This window comes from Streptomyces sp. NPDC056734 (assembly GCF_042790455.1).
Classification (GTDB): domain Bacteria; phylum Actinomycetota; class Actinomycetes; order Streptomycetales; family Streptomycetaceae; genus Streptomyces.
Window position 1 is genome coordinate 117,681 of record NZ_JBHTZD010000004.1, and the last position, 21,338, is coordinate 139,018.

15 protein-coding genes are annotated in these 21,338 nt (G+C 73.2%); 7 read left to right on the forward strand and 8 right to left on the reverse strand.

Going from position 1 to position 21,338, the window contains the following annotated elements:
- Positions 1-117: 117 nt before the first annotated feature.
- The 5 genes from ACFRFC_RS06965 to ACFRFC_RS06985 all read left to right on the forward strand — a co-directional run bounded on the left by ACFRFC_RS06965 (position 118) and on the right by ACFRFC_RS06985 (position 7,260).
- The gene (locus ACFRFC_RS06965; RefSeq protein WP_382686754.1) at positions 118-1,467 is read left to right on the forward strand and encodes an ABC transporter substrate-binding protein; all 1,350 of its coding nucleotides are present in this window, start codon (positions 118-120) and stop codon (positions 1,465-1,467) included.
- A gap of 6 nt (positions 1,468-1,473) precedes the next feature.
- Positions 1,474-2,430: a carbohydrate ABC transporter permease gene (locus ACFRFC_RS06970; RefSeq protein WP_382686751.1), complete on the forward strand. Its 957-nt coding sequence runs from the start codon at positions 1,474-1,476 to the stop codon at positions 2,428-2,430.
- Positions 2,427-3,287 carry a carbohydrate ABC transporter permease gene (locus ACFRFC_RS06975; RefSeq protein WP_382686749.1) on the forward strand — a complete coding sequence of 287 codons (861 nt, stop codon included), beginning with the start codon at positions 2,427-2,429 and terminating at the stop codon, positions 3,285-3,287. The genes ACFRFC_RS06970 and ACFRFC_RS06975 overlap by 4 nt, the downstream gene beginning before the upstream one ends.
- A gap of 39 nt (positions 3,288-3,326) precedes the next feature.
- Positions 3,327-4,934, forward strand: a complete 1,608-nt coding sequence (locus tag ACFRFC_RS06980) for an alpha-amylase family glycosyl hydrolase (RefSeq protein ID WP_382686747.1) — start codon at positions 3,327-3,329, stop codon at positions 4,932-4,934.
- A 157-nt stretch (positions 4,935-5,091) separates the two neighbouring features.
- Complete coding sequence (locus tag ACFRFC_RS06985) at positions 5,092-7,260, forward strand: discoidin domain-containing protein (RefSeq protein WP_382686744.1); 2,169 nt, start codon at positions 5,092-5,094, stop codon at positions 7,258-7,260.
- A gap of 478 nt (positions 7,261-7,738) precedes the next feature.
- Here ACFRFC_RS06985 and ACFRFC_RS06990 read toward each other — a convergent pair whose 3' ends face one another.
- A complete protein-coding gene (locus ACFRFC_RS06990; RefSeq protein ID WP_382686742.1) occupies positions 7,739-8,689 on the reverse strand; it encodes a hypothetical protein in 951 nt (316 codons plus the stop codon).
- Complete coding sequence (locus tag ACFRFC_RS06995) at positions 8,686-9,459, reverse strand: phosphatase PAP2 family protein (RefSeq protein ID WP_382686740.1); 774 nt, start codon at positions 9,457-9,459, stop codon at positions 8,686-8,688. The genes ACFRFC_RS06990 and ACFRFC_RS06995 overlap by 4 nt, the downstream gene beginning before the upstream one ends.
- Positions 9,460-9,723: 264 nt before the next feature.
- Between ACFRFC_RS06995 and ACFRFC_RS07000 the strand changes: the two genes are divergently transcribed.
- Positions 9,724-10,395: a TetR/AcrR family transcriptional regulator C-terminal ligand-binding domain-containing protein gene (locus ACFRFC_RS07000; RefSeq protein ID WP_382686738.1), complete on the forward strand. Its 672-nt coding sequence runs from the start codon at positions 9,724-9,726 to the stop codon at positions 10,393-10,395.
- 140 nt (positions 10,396-10,535) lie between these two features.
- Here ACFRFC_RS07000 and ACFRFC_RS07005 read toward each other — a convergent pair whose 3' ends face one another.
- The 3 genes from ACFRFC_RS07005 to ACFRFC_RS07015 all read right to left on the reverse strand — a co-directional run bounded on the left by ACFRFC_RS07005 (position 10,536) and on the right by ACFRFC_RS07015 (position 14,797).
- Positions 10,536-11,786 (reverse strand): DUF2510 domain-containing protein, encoded by a 1,251-nt coding sequence (locus ACFRFC_RS07005; RefSeq protein ID WP_382686735.1) that lies wholly within the window; start codon positions 11,784-11,786, stop codon positions 10,536-10,538.
- A 410-nt stretch (positions 11,787-12,196) separates the two neighbouring features.
- Positions 12,197-13,360, reverse strand: a complete 1,164-nt coding sequence (locus ACFRFC_RS07010) for an anhydro-N-acetylmuramic acid kinase (RefSeq protein ID WP_382687011.1) — start codon at positions 13,358-13,360, stop codon at positions 12,197-12,199.
- Positions 13,361-13,486: 126 nt separating this feature from the next.
- The gene (locus ACFRFC_RS07015; protein ID WP_382686732.1) at positions 13,487-14,797 is read right to left on the reverse strand and encodes an MFS transporter; all 1,311 of its coding nucleotides are present in this window, start codon (positions 14,795-14,797) and stop codon (positions 13,487-13,489) included.
- A gap of 181 nt (positions 14,798-14,978) precedes the next feature.
- On the opposite strand from ACFRFC_RS07015, the gene ACFRFC_RS07020 reads away from it, so the two are divergent.
- A complete protein-coding gene (locus ACFRFC_RS07020; RefSeq protein ID WP_382686729.1) occupies positions 14,979-17,675 on the forward strand; it encodes an ATP-binding protein in 2,697 nt (898 codons plus the stop codon).
- Positions 17,676-17,992: 317 nt separating this feature from the next.
- Here the strand turns inward: ACFRFC_RS07020 and pcaD are convergent, their stop codons facing one another.
- From pcaD to pcaG, 3 genes are all read right to left on the reverse strand, one after another.
- Positions 17,993-19,126 carry a 3-oxoadipate enol-lactonase gene (gene pcaD / locus ACFRFC_RS07025; protein ID WP_382686726.1) on the reverse strand — a complete coding sequence of 378 codons (1,134 nt, stop codon included), beginning with the start codon at positions 19,124-19,126 and terminating at the stop codon, positions 17,993-17,995.
- 268 nt (positions 19,127-19,394) lie between these two features.
- Positions 19,395-20,684 (reverse strand): 3-carboxy-cis,cis-muconate cycloisomerase, encoded by a 1,290-nt coding sequence (pcaB, locus tag ACFRFC_RS07030; protein WP_382687008.1) that lies wholly within the window; start codon positions 20,682-20,684, stop codon positions 19,395-19,397.
- 47 nt (positions 20,685-20,731) lie between these two features.
- The gene (gene pcaG / locus ACFRFC_RS07035; RefSeq protein WP_382686724.1) at positions 20,732-21,337 is read right to left on the reverse strand and encodes a protocatechuate 3,4-dioxygenase subunit alpha; all 606 of its coding nucleotides are present in this window, start codon (positions 21,335-21,337) and stop codon (positions 20,732-20,734) included.
- Position 21,338: the final 1 nt, after the last annotated feature.

Consider the following 21,338-nt stretch of genomic DNA (forward strand, 5'->3'; position numbering starts at 1 on the left):
AGTTTATTGCAAATTCTGCGTGACATCTTGCGTGGCGATCCGGTCGGTGCTTGAGTGTGCGACGCCCACCCGCTCGGCCCGAAGGGGCTCAGCGCTCCTGCCCGAAGGGGTCCACCGATGAGAAGCTCCGGGTTCCGCCGCACGTTCGTCACGCTCGCGTGTGCCATGTCCTTGACCGCCCTGGCCGGCTGCGGTTCGGACGGGGACGACGCCGCGAGCGGCAAGACCCAGATCACGGTCAACTGCATGCCGCCGAAGAGCGCCAAGGTCGACCGGCAGTTCTTCGAGGACGATGTCGCCGCCTTCGAGAAGGCCAACCCGGACATCGACGTCGTCCCCCACGACGCGTTCCCCTGCCAGGACCCGAAGACCTTCGACGCCAAGCTCGCCGGCGGCCAGATGGAGGACGTGTTCTACACGTACTTCACCGACGTCAACCACGTCGTCGACATCGACCAGGCCGCGGACCTGACGCCGTACATCGAGGAGCTGGAGAGCTACGAGACCATCCAGCAGCAGCTGCGCGACATCTACACCGTGGACGGCAAGATCTACGGGATTCCGCGCACCGGCTACTCGATGGGCCTGATCTACAACCGCGCCCTGTTCGAGGAGGCCGGTCTCGACCCCGACCAGCCGCCCGCCACCTGGGACGAGGTCCGTACCGCCGCCAAGAAGATCGCCGAACTCGGCGACGGCACCGTCGGCTACGCCGACTACAGCGCCCAGAACCAGGGCGGCTGGCACTTCACCGCCGAGCTGTACTCGCAGGGCGGCGACGTGGTCAGCGAGGACGGCAAGTCGGCCACCATCGACACCCCCGAGGGCAGGGCCGTCCTCCAGACCCTGCACGACATGCGCTGGACCGACGACTCCATGGGCAGCAAGCAGCTCCTCGTCATCAACGACGTGCAGCAGATGATGGGCTCCGGCAAGCTCGGCATGTACCTGGCCGCCCCCGACAACATCCCGATCCTGGTCAAGGAGAAGGGCGCCACCTACGAGGAGATCGCCATCGCGCCCATGCCCGGCGGCAACGGCACCCTCATCGGCGGCGACGGCTACATGTTCAACAAGAACGCCAGCCCCGAGGAGATCCGGGCCGGACTGAAGTGGCTCGACGCCATGTTCCTCACCCCCGGTGACGGCTTCCTCGGCGACTACGCCCGCGCCAAGGAGAACGACGCCCCCGTCGGCCTGCCCGAGCCGCGCCTGTTCACCGGCGCCGCCGACGAGAAGGACCAGCAGGTCAAGGAAGCCAACGCGAATGTCCCGGTGGAGAACTACCAGGCGTTCCTGGACGGCAACGAGAGCCTGGACATGAAGATCGAGCCGCCGAGCGCCCAGCAGATCTACTCCGTCCTCGACGGCGCCGTCTCCGCCGTCCTCACCAAGGAGGACGCCGACATCGACTCCCTGCTGAAGGACGCCTCCGGCAAGATCGACGACATCCTCGCCCAGGGCTGACCGAAGATGACCAAGACGGCACAACGGCGGACCGCGGCCAAGGTCGCGGTCCGCCCGGTCGAGGCACCGCCCCCGGCAGGGGACCGGGGGCGGCGCCGCCTCACCGACCAGGTCCGCGCCTACGGCTTCCTCGTCGGCGGACTGATCTGCTTCGCGCTCTTCTCCTGGTACCCGGCGATCCGCGCGGTCGTGATCGCCTTCCAGAAGTACACCCCCGGATCGGCGCCCGAATGGGTCGGCACCGCGAACTTCACCCGGGTCTGGGGCGACCCCGAGTTCGCCGCGGCCTGGAAGAACACCTTCACCTTCACGGTGCTCGCCCTGCTCATCGGCTTCGCCATCCCGTTCGTGCTCGCCCTGGTGCTGAACGAACTGCGGCACGCCAAGTCGTTCTTCCGGGTCGTGGTCTACCTCCCGGTGATGATCCCGCCGGTCGTCAGCGCCCTGCTGTGGAAGTGGTTCTACGACCCCGGCACCGGCCTCGCCAACGAGGCACTGCGCTTTCTGCACCTGCCGACCTCGAACTGGACCAACGGCGCCGACACCGCCCTGATCTCCCTGGTCATCGTCGCCACCTGGGCCAACATGGGCGGCACGGTCCTGATCTACCTGGCCGCCCTCCAGTCCATCCCGGGCGAGCTGTACGAGGCCGCCGAACTCGACGGCGCCAATCTGTTCCAGCGCATCCGGCACGTCACGATCCCGCAGACCCGGTTCGTGATCCTGATGCTGATGCTGCTCCAGATCATCGCCACGATGCAGGTGTTCACCGAACCGTTCGTCATCACCGGCGGCGGCCCCGAGAACGCCACGGTCACCGTGCTCTACCTGATCTATAAGTACGCGTTCCTCTACAACGACTTCGGCGGCGCCTGCGCGCTGAGCGTGATGCTGCTGCTCTTCCTCGGCGTCTTCGCCGCCGTCTATCTGCGGCTCACCCGCTCGGAGGGGGACAGCGCATGAGCACCCGTACCCTTCTCTCCCCGGCGGCCCTCGCCCGCCCCCGCGGCAGGGCCGTCTACTGGAGCGTCTTCACCGGCGTCGTCCTGCTGTTCGCGCTGGCCTTCCTCTTCCCCGTCTACTGGATGGTGACCGGCGCGATGAAGTCGCCGGACGAGGTGGCCCGTACGCCTCCCACGATCCTCCCCGAGGACTGGCAGTTCGCCGGGTACCAGGACGCCTGGGAACTGATGGACCTGCCCACCCATCTGTGGAACACGGTGGTGCAGGCGGCCGGCGCCTGGTTCTTCCAGATCGTGCTCTGCACCGCCGCCGCCTACGCCCTGTCCAAACTGCGGCCGGTGTTCGGCAAGATCATCCTCGGCGGCATCCTCGCCACCCTGATGGTCCCGGCCCAGGCCCTCGTCGTACCGAAGTACCTGACGGTCGCCGATCTGGGGCTGCTCAACGACCCGCTCGCCATCTGGCTGCCGGCCGTCGCCAACGCCTTCAACCTCTATCTGCTCAAGCGGTTCTTCGACCAGATCCCCCGCGATGTGCTGGAGGCCGCCGAGATCGACGGCGCCGGGAAACTGCGCATCCTCTGGTCGATCGTCCTGCCCATGTCCCGGCCGGTGCTGGGCGTCGTGTCGATCTTCGCCCTGGTCGCCGTCTGGCAGGACTTCCTCTGGCCGCTGATGGTCTTCTCCGACACCAGCAAGCAGCCCATCAGCGTGGCACTGGTCCAGCTCTCGCAGAACATCCAGCTGACCGTGCTGATCGCCGCCATGGTGATCGCCAGCATCCCGATGGTCGCGATGTTCCTGATCTTCCAGCGCCACATCATCGCCGGGATCAGCGCGGGCAGCACAAAGGGCTGACACCCGCCGCCCCCCACGACCGAGAGAAAGGCCAGCCCCGTGGCACAGCCCACCCCTGCCCGGAAACAGTCCGACTGGTGGCGCTCCGCCGTCATCTACCAGGTGTACGTGCGCAGCTTCGCGGACGGCGACGGCGACGGCACCGGCGACCTCGCCGGCGTCCGCGCCCGCCTCCCGTACCTCGCCGAACTCGGCGTGGACGCCCTGTGGTTCACCCCCTGGTATCTCTCGCCGCTCAAGGACGGCGGATACGACGTCGCCGACTACCGGACCATCGACCCGGCCTTCGGCACCCTCGCCGAGGCCGAGAAGCTCATCGCCGAGGCACGTGAGCTGGGCATCCGCACCATCGTGGACATCGTGCCCAACCATGTCTCCGACCAGCACCCCTGGTTCCGCGCGGCCCTCGCCGCCGGGCCCGGCAGCCCCGAGCGCGAGCTGTTCCACTTCCGGCCCGGACGCGGCGAGACGGGCGAGATCCCGCCCAACGACTGGCCCTCCCAGTTCGCCGGCTCCACCGAACCGGTCTGGACCCGGCTGCCCGACGGCGAGTGGTACCTGCATCTGTTCACCCCCGAGCAGCCCGACCTCAACTGGGACCACCCGGCGGTCCGCCGCGAACACGAGGACGTGCTCCGCTTCTGGTTCGAGCGCGGCGTCGAGGGCGTCCGCATCGACTCCGCCGCCCTGCTCGCCAAGGACCCCGAACTGCCCGACTTCACCGAGGGCGTCGACCCCAACCCCTTCGTCGACCGCGACGAACTGCACGACATCTACCGCTCCTGGCGGCAGGTCGCCGACGACTACGACGGCGTCTTCGTCGGCGAGGTGTGGCTCCCCGACACCGAGCGCTTCGCCCGCTATCTGCGCCCCGACGAACTGCACACCGCCTTCAACTTCGCGTTCCTGTCCTGCCCCTGGGACCCGGCGCGGCTGCGCTCCTCCATCGACGAGACCCTCGCCGAGCACGCCCCGGTCGGCGCCCCCGCCACCTGGGTGCTGTGCAACCACGACGTGACCCGTACAGCGACCCGCTACGGCCGCGAGGACACCGCCTTCGCCTTCGCCACCAAAGCCTTCGGCACCCCCACCGACCTGGCCCTGGGCACCCGGCGGGCGCGCGCCGCCGCCCTGCTCTCGCTGGCCCTGCCCGGCGCGGTCTACGTCTACCAGGGCGAGGAACTGGGCCTGCCCGAGGCGGACATCCCGCTCGGCCGCATCGAGGACCCGATGCACTTCCGCTCCGGTGGCGTCGACCCCGGCCGCGACGGCTGCCGGGTCCCGCTGCCCTGGACCGCCGAGGCGCCCCACGCCGGTTTCGGCTCACGGCAGGAGCCCTGGCTGCCCCAGCCCGCGAACTGGGCGTCGTACGCCGCCGATGGCCAGGCCGATGACCCGGGCTCGATGCTGCGGCTGTACCGGGAGGCGATCCGGCTGCGCCCGGCGTTCGGCAGCGGCCCGCTGACCTGGCTGCCCGCCCCGGACGGCGTGCTGCACTTCGCCCGCGCGGACGGCGCGCACTGCGTGGTGAACCTCTCCGCCACCGCCGCCGAACTGCCCGCCCACACCGACCTCCTGCTCACCAGCGGGCCCCTGGACACCCAGGGCCGGCTGCCGCAGGACACGGCGGCCTGGCTGCGCGTCTGAGCCGCCCCAGGGCCTGCCACCGCGCGGTGCCTGCGTCACGGTGCCGTCCGTCGCAGGGTGCCGCCGGAGTGTCAGGCCCTGGACCCCCCTGTTCCCCCCACCCACCCCCCAACCCCCCACTCGAAACATCCCCCACTCGAAAGGCACGGCAGAGCACATGAACACCCGCATCGGCAGGTCTGTCAGGTCCATGACCGTCGCCGCGACGGCGGTCGCCCTCTCGGCCGGCACCCTGGTCGCCCTCAACACCACCACCGCCCAAGCCGCCTCCGGCGCCACCCTCCCCTTCACCTCGGTCGAGGCCGAGTCCGCGACCACCACCGGCACGAAGATCGGCCCCGACCACACCCAGGGCACCCTCGCCTCCGAGGCGTCCGGCCGCCAGGCGGTCCGGCTGACCGCCGGGCAGCGCGTGGAGTTCACCGTCCCGCGCGCGGCCAACGCCCTGAACCTGGCCTACAGCGTCCCCGACGGCCAGTCCGGCACCCTCGACGTGTATGTCAACGGCGTCAAGATCGCCAAGACCATCGCGGTCACCTCCACGTACTCGTACGTGGACACGCCCTGGATCGCGGGCGCCAAGACCCACCACTTCTACGACAACGCCCGGCTGCTGCTCGGCCAGGACGTCCCGGCCGGTGCCAAGGTGGCCGTCCAGGCGACCGGCGTCCAGGTCACCGTGGACGTCGCCGACTTCGAGCAGGCGGCGGCACCGGCCGCGCAGCCCGCCGGGTCCGTCTCCGTCGTCGCGCACGGCGCCGACCCCAGCGGCGTGGGCGACTCCACCCAGGCGTTCCGCAACGCCATCGCCGCCGCGCAGGGCGGGACCGTGTGGATCCCGCCGGGCCAGTACCGGCTGACGTCGTCCCTCAGCGGCATCCAGAACGTCACCCTCCAGGGCGCCGGGCACTGGTACTCGATCGTGCGCACCTCCCGGTTCATCGACCAGACCAGCAGCTCCGGGAACGTCAAGATCCGGGACTTCGCGGTCATCGGCGAGGTCACCGAACGGGTCGACACCAACCCCGACAACTTCGTCAACGGCACCCTCGGACCGAACAGCTCGGTGTCCGGGATGTGGCTCCAGCACCTCAAGGTCGGGCTCTGGCTGACCGGCAACAACGACAACCTGATCGTCGAGAACAATCGCTTCCTCGATATGACCGCCGACGGTCTCAACCTCAACGGCAACGCGCGCGGGGTCAAGGTCCGCAACAACTTCCTGCGCAACCAGGGCGACGACGCGCTCGCCATGTGGTCGCTGAACGGGCCCGACTCCAACAGCAGCTTCGAGAACAACACCATCACCCAGCCGAACCTCGCCAACGGCATCGCGATCTATGGCGGCACCGACATCACCGTCCGCAACAACCTGATCTCCGACACCAACTCCCTCGGCAGCGGCATCGCGATCTCCAACCAGAAGTTCATGGACCCGTTCCATCCGCTCGCGGGCACCATCACCGTCGACGGCAACACGCTGGTGCGCACGGGCGCCATGAACCCCAACTGGAACCACCCGATGGGCGCGATCCGCGTCGACGCGTACGACAGCGCGACCGAGGCCCAGATCAAGATCACCAACACCACCATCACCGACAGCCCCTACAGCGCCTTCGAGTTCGTCTCCGGCAGCGGGCGCGGGCTCGCCGCGAAGAACATCACCGTCGACGGCGCGACCGTGCGCAACACCGGCACGGTGGTCGTCCAGGCCGAGACGACCGGCGCCGCGACCTTCCGCAACGTCACCGCGAGCGGCGTCGGCGCGGCCGGCATCTACAACTGCCCGTACCCCTCCGGCACCTTCGCCCTCACCGACGGCGGCGGAAACTCCGGCTGGTCCAGCACCTGGTCGAACTGCGCGACCTGGCCGCAGCCGGGCCAGGGCAACCCGGCGCCCACCGGCAATCTCGCCCAGGGCCGTCCGGCGACCGCCACCGGGAGCGTCAGCGGCTACGCGCCGGGCAACGCGGTCGACGGGAACGCCACCAGCTACTGGGAGTCGGCGAACAACGCCTTCCCGCAGTCGCTCACGGTCGACCTCGGCTCGGCGCAGACCGTGCGCCGGGTGGTGCTGAAGCTGCCGCCGGCCCCGGCCTGGAGCGCTCGTACCCAGACCCTGTCCGTGCTGGGCGGCAACGACGCGGGCGCCTTCTCGACGGTGGCCGGCTCCACCGGCTACCGCTTCGACCCGGCCACCGGCAACACCGTCACCATCGCCCTGCCCGCCGGGACCAGCCTGCGCCATCTGCGGCTGACCGTCACCGGCAATACCGGCTGGCCCGCGGCACAGTTCAGCGAGGTGGAGGTCTACGCGACGCCGTGACCCCGACTCCCCGCGCCGCATCACGTGGCCGCTCCGCGATGCGGCGCGGGGTCCCCATCAGCCTGCTGATGCCCCCTTGCCTCCCTTGCCTCCCTCACCAGGACGAGAGGTCGTCCGGCACCCTGCGCGTGCCCGCGGCTTCGGTGACCCGCGGCCGGTCGGCTTGGCCAACGGCAAGGCGGTGTGGCACCAGGCACAGGGCACCACCGAGGTGCTGCCCTTCGCCCCGGACGCCGACGACCTCCGGGTGGGCCTGTGCGGGCGCGCTCACGGGAGGTCAGGGGGCGGGTCGGTCCGCCAAGGGGGGGCAGGGAGCGGGCGGGTGCGCGGGGTCGGGGTGCGGGATGGGCCGCCGGCGGGGCCAGGGAGCGCGCAAGCCCACGGGGGTCAGCGCATGGGGTCCGGGTGCGGGACGGCTCACCGGCGTCGGGGCGCGGGCCGGGTCTCGGGCGTCAGGGTGCGGGCTTGCTCAACGGCGTCAAGGCGCGGGCTTGCTCACCGGCGTCAGGTGGTCCGGTTCGGTGTCCGGCTGGCGGGGGACCCGTACTGCCGGGCGGTCGGCGGAGGTGGCCACGGGGGCCGGGCGTTTCGCCGGGGGAGGGGGTGCGGCGCGGGGGCCGGCCCGGGAGAGCAGGACCACGCCCCACGCCGCCAGGCCCGCGCCCGTGAGGGCGAGCAGGACGCCGGCCGCGCCGCCCCGGAACCGCTCGCTCAGCAGGGTCAGCCCGATCACCGCGGCGGCCACCGGGTTGGCCAGGGTGACCACCGCGAGCGGGGCGCCCAGGCCGCCCCGGTAGGCGGTCTGCGCCAGCAGCAGCCCGCCCGCCGCGAAGCCGGCCACGAGCACGGCCACCCCGATCACCTGGAGGCCGAGCGGCGATCCGGCGCCGTCCGTCGTCGCCACCGTCAGCGTCTGGGTGAGCGCCGAGGCCACCCCCGAGGAGACCCCGGACGCGGTGGCGTGCCGCAGCCCCGGCCGTACAGCCGGCCGGCACAGGACGCCGATCAGCACCGCCGTGGCGCCGGAGACCAGCAGCGCCTCCCGGACGCTGAGCACATCGTCGGGCGCCGGACCGGTCGCCGTCACCAGGAGCGCGGCGAGCCCAGCCAGCGTCAGCGCCGTACCCCGCCACTCGGTCGCGCTGACCCGCCGTCCGGCCAGCCGCGCGCCCAGCGGCACCGCCGCGACCAGGGTGAGCGCCCCGAGCGGCTGGACGACGGTCAGCGGACCGTACTTGAGGGCCACCACATGCAGCAGCGCGGCGGCGGCGTTCAGCACCACCGACCCCCACCAGGCCCCGCCGCGCAGCAGCCGCAGCAGGCCGGTGCCGGGGGAGCGGGCGGCGAGCCGCTCCTGGGCGACGGCGGCGAACGCGTAACCGACGGCGGACAGCAGGGACAGGGCGACGGCCAGCACGGAGGCGTTCACCGGCCCGCCGCCCCGACCAGCGGAGGCCGCTTGGCGGGCCGGGGTTCCCCGACCCGGCGCGGGGCCTCGACCAGGAGCAGGGCCACGGCGACCAGCACGCCCGCCACGAGGGCGTCGAGCCAGTAGTGATTGGCCGTGCCGACGATCACCAGCAGCGTCACCAGCGGGTGCAGCAGCCAGAGCCAGCGCCAGCGGGTACGGGTGGCCGCGATCACGCCGAGCGCGAGGATCAGGGCCCAGCCGAAGTGCAGCGAGGGCATCGCCGCGAACTGGTTGGAGAGCTGGTCGGTCTCGGGCGGCCCGTAGACCGAGGGGCCGTAGACCTGCCCGGTGTCGATCAGCCCGGTCTCGGCGAGCAGCCGGGGCGGGGCCAGCGGGAACGTGAGATGCAGGACCAGGGCGGCGGCGGTGACGGTGGCGAGCACCCGGCGGGTCCGTACGTAGTGCGCGGGGCGGCGGCAGTACAGCCAGACCAGGAAGAGCACGGTGGCCGGGAAGTGGACGGTCGCGTAGAAGGTGTTGGCCGCGCGTATCAGACCGTCGCCGTGCAGCAGCAGCGCCTGCACCGAGCCCTCGTCGGGCAGGCGCAGGGCGCGCTCCCAGCCCCACACGTCACGCGCGTTGCCAAACGCCTCGGCGGTGTGGCCGTCGGCCAGGTGCCGGCCCAGTGTGTAGACGAGGTAGAGCCCCGCGACGAGCAGCAGCTCCCGGACTATCGGCGGGCGTTCCGGGGGATCGGACTCCGCTCCGGAAGGCTCTGCGTCGCTCATCCCCCGGCCCCTCACTCATGGCGCATGCGGACGGACGGACTCATGGCGCATGCATATGGCATCGATACTGGTTCGTATCGATACGCCAGTGTACCGATACGATTTAGTACCGGTACACTGGCGTATCGGTGGCGTTCGGCACACCGTGAGCGACTCGGTCCCCTTCTGTGCCCTATGTCCCCTCCGTTCCCTTGCATTCCCCTCCATCCCCTCCGTCCCCTCCGTCCCCTCCATCCCTTCCGTTCGGCAGCGAGGAGAGAGCCCATGACGTCGCAGGCCGCGGACCGGCCGGAGGCGGCCGGTGTCTCGCGCCGCTCCAAGCTGACGCCCGAGCGTGAGCGGGAGTTCTACGACGCCGTGCTCGACCAGCTCCGCCAGTGCGGCTACGACGCGGTGACCATGGAGGGCATCGCCGCCAGCACCCGGTGCAGCAAGTCCACGCTCTACCGCCAGTGGAAGACCAAGCCGCGGTTCGTGGCCGCCGCCCTGCGCGCCAACCGGCGGGTGCGGTTCTCCGGGATCGACACCGGCTCGCTCGCCGGGGACCTGATCGAGGCCGGGCGGGCCGCCGGTGAGGTCTCCGCCGACGACACCCGGCTGTTCCAGGCGCTTGGGCACGCGGTCGTCCAGGACAAGCAGCTCGCGCGGGCGCTGCACGAAGCCGTGGTGGAACCCGAGGTCGCCGCGCTGCGGGAGATCGTCTGCCGCGGGGTGGCACGCGGAGAGGTGTCCGCCGGCCATCCCGCGCTGGAGTACGTACCGGTGATGATGCTCGGCGTGCTGCGCGCCCGCCCGGTGCTGGAGAACCGGCACGCCGACCAGGACTATCTGGTCCGGTTCGTCGAGGTCGCGGTGCTGCCCGCGCTCGGTCTCACCCCGCCGGGCCGGGTGCCCGCGCCCCGCGCCACCGGTACGGGCGTGCCGGGCGACCCCTGAGCCGGGCCGCCGTCCCGGGATGACCGGGCGGTGACCTGAACGCGCCGCACCGTGGGGACGGGGGCGGCGCACCCGCCGGCCGGGTGGGGTTCCTCTGGAGCGGAGGGGTGCCTCACCCGGCCGGCCTGTGTGCGGGCCGGTCAGACGCCCTGGCCGGTGCCGCCGCCCGAGGACGCCTTGATGCCCTCGGCTATCTCGTCCAGCACGGCCTCGTTCTCCCCGGCGTCCACACCGATGCGGACGATCACCAGCTGCTCGGGGCTGGCGGGCGAGGGGAACACCAGCGACTCGACGATGCCGTCGGCGCCCTCGCTGGTGACCGCCTTCCAGCGGACCTGATAGCCCTGCTGGCCGGCCACCGTGATCGCCTCGGAGGCCAGCACCTCGTGCGAGGTGATCGCGCCGTAGGTGGTACCGCCGTAGGACTCCTCGGCGTTGGCCTCGATGTCCGCCTTCGCCACCTCCTCCGGCGTGGTGCCCTCGGTGCCGTGCGCGATGGCGGGCGCCGAGTACGCGCCGCCCGTGGTGCAGCTCTTGGCAGGGTCGCCCGGGCAGTCGTAGGTGTCGTCGGAGGTGATCTGCGCGCCGACGCTCATCGCCTGCCCGGTCCAGCCCTCCGGCACCTCGATGCTGATCGCGTTGACCAGGTCGGAGACCGTGCCGCCGCCCTCGACCTCCGGCGGCGCCGACGGCTGCGGCTGCTCCGGCGCGGGCGACTGACCGCCCCCGCCGCCCTCCCCGAAGGGATCCCGCTGGCCGGGCGCGCTGGGAGTCGGCGTACCGGTCCCCGCCTGGTCGCTGCTGTCGTCGCCGGCCAGCGCGTACACCCCGACCCCGATGCTGGCCAGCACCGCGGCGGCGACCCCGACCGCGATCCCGGTCCGCAGCCCACGGCGCCTGGCGGGCGGCGGCTGCACAGGGTAACCGGGGTAGCCGGGATACCCCGGGAACCCGCCCTGACCCGGCGGACCGGGCGGCTGGGGATACCCCGGATACGCCTGCTGCCCGAACTGCCCCGGCTGGCCCGGCTGCCCGGGCTGTCCCGGGTACGTCGGATAGGTGGGCTGCGTCGGCTGGACGGCCGTGTCCGCCACCGGGTCGCCCGGGTCGCCCGGGTTCGTCACGATGTCGGCCGGGCCCGCCTCGTCGGCGGGGGGCTTGTCGAGCTGTACGTCGGCCGGCGGAGCGCCGGGGGAATCGGCCGCGCCGGGGGCGTCGGCCGACGGTTCCCCGGTGGCCGGCGGCTGCCCCGGGGGACCCCACGCGGCGGCCTGGCCCGCGGGACGGGTCCGCTCCGTCCATGCCTTGCCGCCCCACCAGCGCTCGGTGGGCGGACCGTCACTTGTCTGCCCGGGATCGGGATACCACCCGGGAGGAGTCACCTGCGTCATGACCTAACCGTATGAGGCATCTGTGAAAGAGGGATGAGAGGGACCGGCCAAGACTGCGACCCGACTCTCACATGCGTTTGTTACACGGGTCCCGGACCGGCCCCGGCCGGGAGGACCGGAACCGGTTGGAGGGGCGGAACCGGTTGGAGGGGCGGCCCGCTCACGCCGTACGACGTGAGGTGGGCGCGCGCCGCCGGCTCCGGCGCCGGTGTGTACGACGCCGGCCCGGGTCGGCCGAGGGGCCCGGCCGGGGTGAGGGCGCCAACCAGCCTCCCCGGCGGTCCCCGAGTACCGGCCACCGCCCCCGCGTGGCCCAAGGACCGGGCCACCCCCCGTGCCCCCAGGCCGGGCCACCGCCCCCGCAGCCCTGCGGCCAGCCACCACCCCGCCACGCCCCCTACCCCCACCCCCTACCGCTCGATCACCAGCCGCCGAGGCCCACCCCCCGTCACCGCCCCCGGCCACCGCAGTCCCGTCCGGCCCGGGGTCATCGAGCCGAGCACGCTGGGGTGGCGGGCGCCTGTGGCGGCGGGGGCCGTGCCGGGGAGGCCGTGGGCGGTGAGGTAGCCCAGGACGGCGAAGGCGTAGGACTCCTTGGCGTCGGACGGCAGGCCCAGGGTGTCGGAGGGGCGGACCGGGACGTCGGGCAGCCGGGCCGCCAGCTGGGCCATCAGCGTCGGGTTGCGGGTGCCGCCGCCCGACGCCAGTACCTCCGTCGCGCCGACCGCGAGGACCGCGTCGGCGACCGTGCGCGCGGTCAGCGCGGTCAGCGTGGCGATGATGTCCTCGGCGGACAGCGTGGTGCCGACCCCGGCCAGCGCGTCGCGCAGATAGCCAGGGTGGAACAGCTCCTTGCCGGTCGTCTTCGGCGAGGCCAGCGCGTAGTACGGCTCCGTCAGCAGCCGGGCCAGCAGCGCCTCGTGGACGCGCCCGGCCGCCGCCAGCCGCCCCTCGGCGTCGTGCTCCAGCCGCCCCCCGCTGAACCCCCGCGCGGCCGCGTCGATCAGGGCGCAGCCGGGGCCCGTGTCGAACGCCGTGCCGTCCGGTGCCGTGAGGTTGGCGATGCCGCCGAGGTTGAGCGCGACGGGCGTCCCGGGGCGGCCCCGCAGCCACAGCAGGTCCACCAGGCTGACCAGCGGTGCCCCCTGCCCGCCCGCGGCGATGTCCCGGGGCCGGAAGTCGGCGACCACGGGCAGCCCGGTCGCCTCCGCGATCCACGCGGGCTGCCCGAGCTGCAATGTGCCGTGGACCGTCGTACCGTCCACCCAGTGGTAGACGGTCTGCCCGTGCGAGGCCACCAACTCCGCCCGCCCGCCGCACAGTTCACGGTCCGCCCGGACCGCCGCCGCCGCGAACGCCTGCCCGATCCGGGTGTCCAGCCGGCACACGTCCGCCATCGTCACCGTCCCCGGCGGCAACGCCGCCGCGAGCGCCGCCCGCAACCCGTCCTCGTACCCCGCACGGACCATCCCCAGCGGGCGCAGCACCAGCGCGTCCCCGGCGATCCGCAGCTCGCACGCCGCCGCGTCGATGGCGTCGTACGACGTCCCGGACATCAGCCCGATCACCCGCATGGGCCCGCTCGGTTCCATCCGTTCCCCCGGATTCCTCGGTTCCCTCGGTTCTCTTGCTTGCACTGCTTCCACTGCTTCCACAAGGCCAGTTCACCCTCACCCTCGCCCTCCCCCTCCCCTTCACCCTCACCGCGCCTCGTCCGCCACCGTCCGTACCCCCTTCGCCGCCGACGCCAGCGCGAGCACGCTCACCGCGCAGGTCGCGGCGGCGTAGTACGCGGGGACATCGGCGTTCCCGGTGCGTTCGACCGTCTCCGTGATGATCAGGCCCGCGCAGCCGGAGAAGACGGCATTGGACAGGGCGTAGGCGAGTCCCAGGCCGGTGTAGCGGACGGTGGTCGGGAACATCTCGGCGAGCAGGGCGGGGCCGGGACCGGCCATCAGGCCGACCACGGCACCCGCGCAGAACAGCGCGGCCCCCTTCGCCGCGCCGGACGCGCCGGTGTCCTGGAGGACGTTCATGAGGGGCACGGCGAGGGCCACCACCAAGGCCGCGCCGGTCAGCATCACCGGACGCCGGCCGATCCGGTCGCTGAGCGCGCCCGCCGGGAGGATCGTGGCCGCGAAACCGAGGTTGGCGAGGACGGTGGCGAGCAGGGCCTGCCGGAAACTCGCGTTCAGGGTGTTCTGGAGATACGAGGGCAGGACCACCAGGAAGGTGTAACCCGCCGCCGACCAGCCCATGATCCGCCCGGCGCCCAGCGCGATCGCCCCGGCCACCGCCCGCGCGGGCGGACGCACCCGCACCGCCCGCCGCTCCTCCGCCCGGAACGACGGCGTCTCCTCCAGCCGCAACCGCAGCCACAGCGCGACCGCCCCCAGCGGCAGCGCCAGCAGGAACGGCACCCGCCAGCCCCACGACTCCACCTGGGCCTGGGTCAGCACGGTCGCCAGCGTCGCCGCCACCCCGGCCCCGCCCAGCAGCCCCAGCGCCACGGTGAACGACTGCCACGCCCCGTACAGCCCCCGGCGCCCCGGCGGCGCGAACTCCGTCATCAGCGCGACCGCCCCGCCGAACTCCCCGCCCGCCGACAGCCCCTGCACCACCCTCAGCAGCGTCAAGAGCCACGGGGCGAGCGCGCCGACGGACGCGTATGTCGGCAACAGGCCGATCAGTGCCGTCGCGCCCGTCATCAGCGACACCACCAGGATCAGCACCGGCCGCCGCCCGATCCGGTCCCCGAGCCGCCCGAACACCGCCGCGCCGACCGGCCGGAAGAAGAACGCCAGTGCGAAGGACGCGTACGTCCGCACCAGCGCCTCGGCCTCGCCGCCACCCTCCGGGGTGAAGAACCGCGCGGCGATGACGGTGGCGAAGTAGCCGTAGACGCCGAACTCGTACCACTCGATGAAGTTGCCCACCGAACCGGCCGCCAGCGCCCGCACACCGGGCCGCGCCGCGTCCGGCCGCCGGCGCTCGCGGAAAGTCTCTTTCACCCCAGGGCTGTTGACCGTGCGGGCGCCCCGCAAACCCCCGTCGCACGCCCGGCGCGCCATCCGGAGGCATCCCTGTTCACCCGACCCGGCAACGGCTGCCCGAGACCCGCCACCACGGGGCGCATCAGGCGGCTACGCTCAAGCCCTGTACGTCGTTCGGGCGACTTGGGGAGGTAGCGGGATGACGGAGGTACGGCCCACGGCGGGCGCCTCGGCTCCGCTGTGGGAGCGGGACGAGGAAGTCGCCGGCCTCCGGCAGGCCGTGGAATCACTGCACACCGGCGATTCCCGCGGCAGTCTGCTGATGCTGCGCGGCGACGCCGGACTCGGCAAGACGGCACTGCTGACCGAGACCCGGAAGTTCGCCGAGGCACAGGGCTGCACCGTCTGGTCCGCCCGGGGCGGCGAGACCCTGCGGTCCGTCCCCTTCAATGTGGTACGGCAGCTCCTCCAGCCCGCGCTGATCTCCCTGCTGCCCGAAGAGGCCCGCGACTACCTCGGGGACTGGTTCGACATCTCCGGCCCCGCCCTCGGGATAGCGGAGCCCGGCGAGGTCCAGCCCCTCCCGCAGGGCGTGTGCGACGGCCTGGTCGTCGCCGTCCGCCGCCTCGCCAAACGCGAATGGCCGCTCGTCCTGCTGATAGACGACGCCCACTGGGCCGACCAGGAGACCCTGCGCTGGCTCGCCGCCTTCGCCGAGCGGCTCGACGATCTGTCCGTGCTCGTCGTGGTCGCCCGCAGGCCCGGCGAGGTGGGCGGCGACAGCGCCCGCTACCTCGACCGGACCGCCGAGCTGAGCGACCGGGTCACCAGCCTCAGCGCCCTGACCCCGGACGCCACCGCCGCCCTCACCCGCGCCACCGTCGGCGAGCACGCCGACGGCCCGTTCTGCCGCCAGGTCTGGGCGGTCACCGCGGGCAACCCGTACGAGACCGTCGAACTCCTGGCCAAGGTCCGCGACAGCGAGATGGAGCCCAGCGAGTCCTCCGCGGACGAACTGCGCGACCTCAACCGCTCGGCGCGCGGCGGCGGACTCGTCGACCGGCTCGGCGAACTCGGCATCAACGCCACCCGCTTCGCCTGGGCCTCCGCCATCCTCGGCACCGGCATCACCGTCGACCTGGTCGCCCAGCTGATCACCGTGGAACACGACGAGGCCGCCCGCTGCGCCGAACTGCTGCGCACCGCCCGGATCCTCACCGCACCCGACCCGGCGGGCGCCCGCGCGGGCGGCGGCGACCTGGAGTTCGTGCACCCGCTGATCGCGTCGGCCGTCTACAACTCCATCCCCGACGGACTGCGCACCGCGATGCACGGGATAGCGGCCAAGCTCGTCATCGAATCCGGGCTCGGCGCCGCCGCGGCCTCCCGGCACCTCCTGCCGGTCCACCCGGAGGACGACGCCGAGATAGTGGAGCAGCTGCGCGAGGCCGCCCGGGAACATCTGGGCGTCGGCGCCCCGGACGCGGCCCGCCTCTGTCTGGAACGCGCGCTCAGAGAGCCGCCCCGGCCCCAGGTGCACGCACAGGTCCTCTTCGAACTCGGCTGCGCCACCCTGCTCACCGCGCCCGCCACCACCGTCGACCACCTCCAGAACGCGCTCGCCATGCCCGGCCTGGACGGCGGCGAACGCGTCGACGCCGTGTACCGCCTCTCCCAGTCCCTGCTCCACAACGACCAGCTCGAACAGGCCGTCCGCACGGTCGAGGCGGAGGCCGCGCGCCATCCGGCGGGCCCCGCCCGGATGCGGTTGCAGGCCGTGCAGTACATGTGGGAGGGCATCTACAGCGAGACCGCCCCGCCCGGCCGCTCCGAGCGGCTCGCCGCCCAGGCCGGCGCCTGCACCGGCCGCGACAACTCCGAACGCGCGCTGCTCATCCTGCGCGCCTTCGACGCCATGACCCACGGCGAGAACGCCGAGGTGGTCATCGAGAACTGCGACCGCGCCATGGTCAACGGACGGCTCGCGCCCGGCCTCGGCTGGACCGACCCCGAGTGGGGCGTCGAGCTGCTGATGATGCTCGGCAGCAGCTACGCCTACGCCGACCGGATCGACCGTGCCGAGAGCCTCTTCGCCGAGGCCCTGCGCGCCTACACCACGGCCGGCTGGAGCGGCGGCCATCTGGCGCTCGCCCACGCCTATCTGGGCCTCGCCCACCGCAGACGCGGCCGGCTCCAGGACGCCGAGGAGGTGCTGCGCGAGTCCCTGCGGCTCGCCGAGCGCGTCGGCCGACGTCTGCCGCTGCACTGGTCGGCGACCTGCGGACTGGTGGACACCCTGCTCGCCCGCGGCCATGTCGACGAGGCGTGGTCGATCGCCGAGCAGTACGGCTTCTCGCCGCCGTACCCGTCCACGATCGTGCTGCCCGACCCGCGCACCGTACGGGGCAGGCTGCTGCTCGCGGTCGGCCGCACCAAGGACGGCGTCAACGAACTCGAAGCGGCGGAGAAGGCGGCAGCGGCACGCGGTGGCCACAACCCGGTGCTCGCCCCGTGGACCGTGGATCTCGCCGTCGCCCTCGCCGCCGAGGACCCGGCCCGCGCGGCCCGGCTCGCCTCCGACGCCCGCCGCCAGGCCGAACACTTCGGCACGGACACCGCGATCGGCGAGGCCCTGCGGTGCGCCGCCGCGCTGGAGACCGGCCGGCGGGGGGTCCGCCTCGCCGCCCAGGCCGTCACCTATCTGGAGGCATCGCCCTGCCAGTACGAACACGCGGCGGCCCGCATCGAACACGGCATCGCCGCCCGCTCCGCCTCCGAGCTGAACCGGGGCCTGCCCCTGGCCCGCTCGTGCGGCGCGGACGGCCTGGTCCAGCGCGCGGAGACGGCGTTGCGGGCCCTGGCGACATCACCACCTGACGAACCGACGACGCCGTGAGCCGGATGGACGGACCCGGTGAGCCTGCCGGGCCCGTCCGGTGGGCCCGGTGGGCCCGGTGGGCCGCTACGCCGTGAGCCGGATGGACCGACACCGCGAGCCTGCTGGGCCCGCACGATGAGCCCTGTCGTCCGCCACGCCGTGAGCCTGGCGGCCCACCACGCCGTGAGCCCGGCGTCCCACCACGGCATGAGACCGGCGGCCCGTACGGTGAGCCCGACAGACTCATTCAGTGACCCCGACGCACCGCCACGCCGTGAGCCGGACGGCCCCCCGCCCCGGGTCCGGTGACCCCACGACCGTCAGGGACGTCACCCTCACTCGTCCGGCTCGCCCGGCGCGTCCGGCTCCTCCGCCAGCACCCGCTGGGCCGCCGCGAACGCCGAGTTCGCCGCCGGAACCCCGCAGTACACCGCCGTCTGCAACAGCACCGCCCCGATCTCGTCGGGCGTCAGGCCGTTGCGCCGGGCCGCGCGTACATGCATGGCCAGCTCGTCGTAGTGGCCGTGGGCGACCAGCGCGGTCAGGGTGATCATGCTGCGCTCGCGCCGGGTGAGCGTCGGGTCGGTCCAGATCTCGCCCCACGCGTAGCGCGAGATGAAGTCCTGGAAGCGGGCGGTGAACGGGGTCTGCCGGGCCTGGGCGCGGTCGACATGGGCGTCGCCGAGCACCTCCCGGCGTACCGCCATCCCACGCCGCGCGGGCCCGTCGAGATGGGTGCGCAGGGCGCTCAGCACCGCCTCGGGGCACTGCGCGGGCGCCAGATGCGAGGCACCCGGGATCTCCACCAGCGCGGCGCCCGGCACGGCGTCCGCCATCTCCCGCAGATGCGCGGGCGGCGTCGCCGGGTCCTCGCGCCCGGCGATCAGCAGGGTCCGGACGGAGATCTCCCCGAGCCGGTCGCGCAGATCGTAGGCGGCGAGGGCGTCGCAGCACGCCGCGTACGCCTGCGGGTCGGTGTCCCGGTGGTCCTGGACCAGCCGGGGCACGGTGAAGCCGCCCGCGAACCATCGCGTGTTCGCGCTCTCGGCGAGCTGCGCGAGCCCCTCGGCACGCACCAGCGCGGCCCGCTCCCGCCACGGCCGGTCCCCGTTGAAGTACGCGGAGGAGCAGATCACCGCCAGCGACGACAGCCGCTCCGGGTGGTGCACCGCGAGATGCAGCCCCACGGCCCCGCCGAGCGACACCCCCGCGTAGGCGAACCGCTCGACACCGAGCGCGTCGGCGAGCGCCAGCACCAGACCGGCCAGATCACCGACGGTCGCCCCCGCCCCGATCAGCCCCGGAGCCGACCCGCCGTGCCCCGGCAGATCCCACCGGATCACCCGGTGAGCCACGGACAACTCGGGCGCGACCTCGTCCCACAGGGCGTACGACGTCCCGAGCGAGGGCCCCAGCAACAGCGGGGGAGCGGAAGCGGACCCTTCCGCGAGGTGGTTGAGCAGGGTCACGGTCGCTCCAGTGGGTGGCTGGTCAGGGCTGTGGCGGAGCCGAGCGTCGCGGCCGGCGTGAACCCTGGCGTGAGGTGGTCGAGCGGGGTCACGGTCGCTTCAGTGCGTGGCCGGTCGGGGCTGTGGCGGGGCTTGGCGCAATGGGTGGGCTCGGGGGCGTGTGAGTGGGGCTGCCTTTCGGCGGCGAGTCTGCCGGGCAGCTCTTGCGCGCGGGTCCGGCCAGGCGTCGCGGCCGGCGTGGACCCTTCCGCGAGGCGGTTGGACAGGGTCACCGTCGCTCCAGTGCGTGGTCGGTCAGGGCCCCGGCGGAGCCGGTGTAATGGGTGGGGTCGAGGTCGGAGCCGGCCAGCTCCGGGGCCTCCGACAAGGGCCGTCCCTCCGCCGCGAGTCTGCTGAGCAGTTCCTTCGCACGGGCGCGGCCCAGCGTCGCGGCCAGCTCGGCGGACAGCCGCTCGGAGACGATCGCCCCGCGTGTCAGGTCCAGATGCGCGCGCATCGCGTCCGCCCGTACCCGTAGCCCCTCGGCCAGTTCGGCGGCGTCCCTCGCCGCCCCGCCGACCAGCCGCAGCAGCTCCCTGAGCGGCTCCCACTCGGCGTGCCAGGCCCCGGCGGGCCGCTCGTCCTCGGCGACCAGCGACCCGTACAGCGTCGCCGCCGGCTGCGGTGCCCGGCGCGCGGCGGCGACGATCAGGGTGGACCGTACGGGATTGGACTTGTGCGGCATCGCGGAGGAGCCGCCGCCCCCGCCCTCCGCGACCTCCGCGATCTCCGTCCGCGACAGGGTCAGCACATCCACGCCGAGCTTGCCGAGCGCGCCCGCCGTGAAGGCGAGGGCCCCGGCGAGATCGGCGACCGGCGTGCGCAGGGTGTGCCAGGGCAACGCGGGTGCCCGCAGGCCCAGTTCACGGGCGAACGCGCCCGGCAGCGCGGTCGGATCGTCCGCGCCGTACGCGCCGAAGGCGGCCAGCGTTCCCGCCGCGCCCCCGAGCTGCGCGGGCAGCGTGTCCCGGACGGCCGTCAGCCGGTCCCGCGCGTCCAGCACCAGCGACCGCCACCCGGCCGCCTTCAGCCCGAACGTCGTCGGGACGGCGTGCTGGGTGAGGGTGCGGCCGGGCAGCGCGGTGTCACGGTGGGCGGCGGCGAGACGGGCCAGCGCCGCCTCCGTACGGGCGAGGTCGGCGAGGACCGGGCCCAGCGTGCGGACCGCGACCAGCATGGCCGCCGAGTCCAGGATGTCCTGGCTGGTCGCGCCCCGGTGGACGTACGGCCCCCACTGCGCGCCGACCGCCGCCGTCAGATCGGCCACCAGCGGGATCACCGGATTGCCGCCGCCGCGCGCCCGCCCGGCCAGGGAGGAGAGATCGAAGCGGGCCGCGTCGGCCGCCTCGGTGACCGCCGTCGCCGCCCCGGCCGGGACCAGCCCCAGCCCGGCCTGCGCCCGGGTCAGAGCGGCCTCCGCGTCCAGCAGCGCCTGGAGGTAGGCCCGGTCGCCGGTCGAGGACGCGGCGGCGGAGCCGGCCCACCCGGGGGCGAGCAGACCGCCGCTGTCGGTGCCGATACCTGTGCCGGCCGGGGTGCCGACACCTGTGCCGGATGGTTCGGATGTCACCTGTACTCCAGGAAGACCGTCTCGCCCTCGCCCTGAAGGCGGATGTCGAAACGGTAGGCGCCCGCGCCCTCGGAGCGCGCGACCAGCGTGTCCCGGCGCGCCTCGGGCAGCGCGGACAGCAGCGGGTCGGCGGCGTGCGCGGCCTCGTCGCCCGGCAGGTAGATCCGGGTGAACAGGTGCACGAGCAGCCCGCGCGCGAACACACACACGCTCAGATACGGGGCACTGTTCCCGCGCGCCCCCGGCCGCAGCGTCCGTACGTACCAGTGGCCGTCGGCGTCGGTCTGGATCCGGCCCCAGCCGGTGAACTCCACCCCGTTGCGGCCCGCGTACCCGCCGGAGGCCGCGTCGCGCCGCATGGAACCGTCGGTCCGGGACACATTGCCGTCCGGGTCCGGCCCCCAGATCTCCACGAGGGCGTCCGGCAGCGGCTGTCCCGCGCCGTCCGTCACATACCCGTGCACGGCGACGGTGTCCGGGTGGCCCAGCGGCGCGATCTCCTCGCCGCCGGTGATGGGCAGCGCGTAGCCGTAGAACGGGCCGACCGTGTGCGACGGGGTCGGCAGCACCCGCTCCGGGCTGCTGGTGTCGATCTTCGTCATG

Bases quoted from the DNA above. Each gene is read 5' to 3' on its own strand.
- ACFRFC_RS07000 (WP_382686738.1), top strand. From the start codon at position 9,724: ATGACGTCGCAGGCCGCGGACCGGCCGGAGGCGGCCGGTGTCTCGCGC.
- ACFRFC_RS06975 (WP_382686749.1), top strand. From the start codon at position 2,427: ATGAGCACCCGTACCCTTCTCTCCCCGGCGGCCCTCGCCCGCCCCCGC.
- ACFRFC_RS06965 (WP_382686754.1), top strand. From the start codon at position 118: ATGAGAAGCTCCGGGTTCCGCCGCACGTTCGTCACGCTCGCGTGTGCC.
- ACFRFC_RS07020 (WP_382686729.1), top strand. From the start codon at position 14,979: ATGACGGAGGTACGGCCCACGGCGGGCGCCTCGGCTCCGCTGTGGGAG.
- pcaG (WP_382686724.1), bottom strand. From the start codon at position 21,337: ATGACGAAGATCGACACCAGCAGCCCGGAGCGGGTGCTGCCGACCCCG.
- ACFRFC_RS06985 (WP_382686744.1), top strand. From the start codon at position 5,092: ATGAACACCCGCATCGGCAGGTCTGTCAGGTCCATGACCGTCGCCGCG.
- ACFRFC_RS06995 (WP_382686740.1), bottom strand. From the start codon at position 9,459: ATGAGCGACGCAGAGCCTTCCGGAGCGGAGTCCGATCCCCCGGAACGC.
- ACFRFC_RS07005 (WP_382686735.1), bottom strand. From the start codon at position 11,786: ATGACGCAGGTGACTCCTCCCGGGTGGTATCCCGATCCCGGGCAGACA.
- ACFRFC_RS06970 (WP_382686751.1), top strand. From the start codon at position 1,474: ATGACCAAGACGGCACAACGGCGGACCGCGGCCAAGGTCGCGGTCCGC.
- ACFRFC_RS07010 (WP_382687011.1), bottom strand. From the start codon at position 13,360: ATGCGGGTGATCGGGCTGATGTCCGGGACGTCGTACGACGCCATCGAC.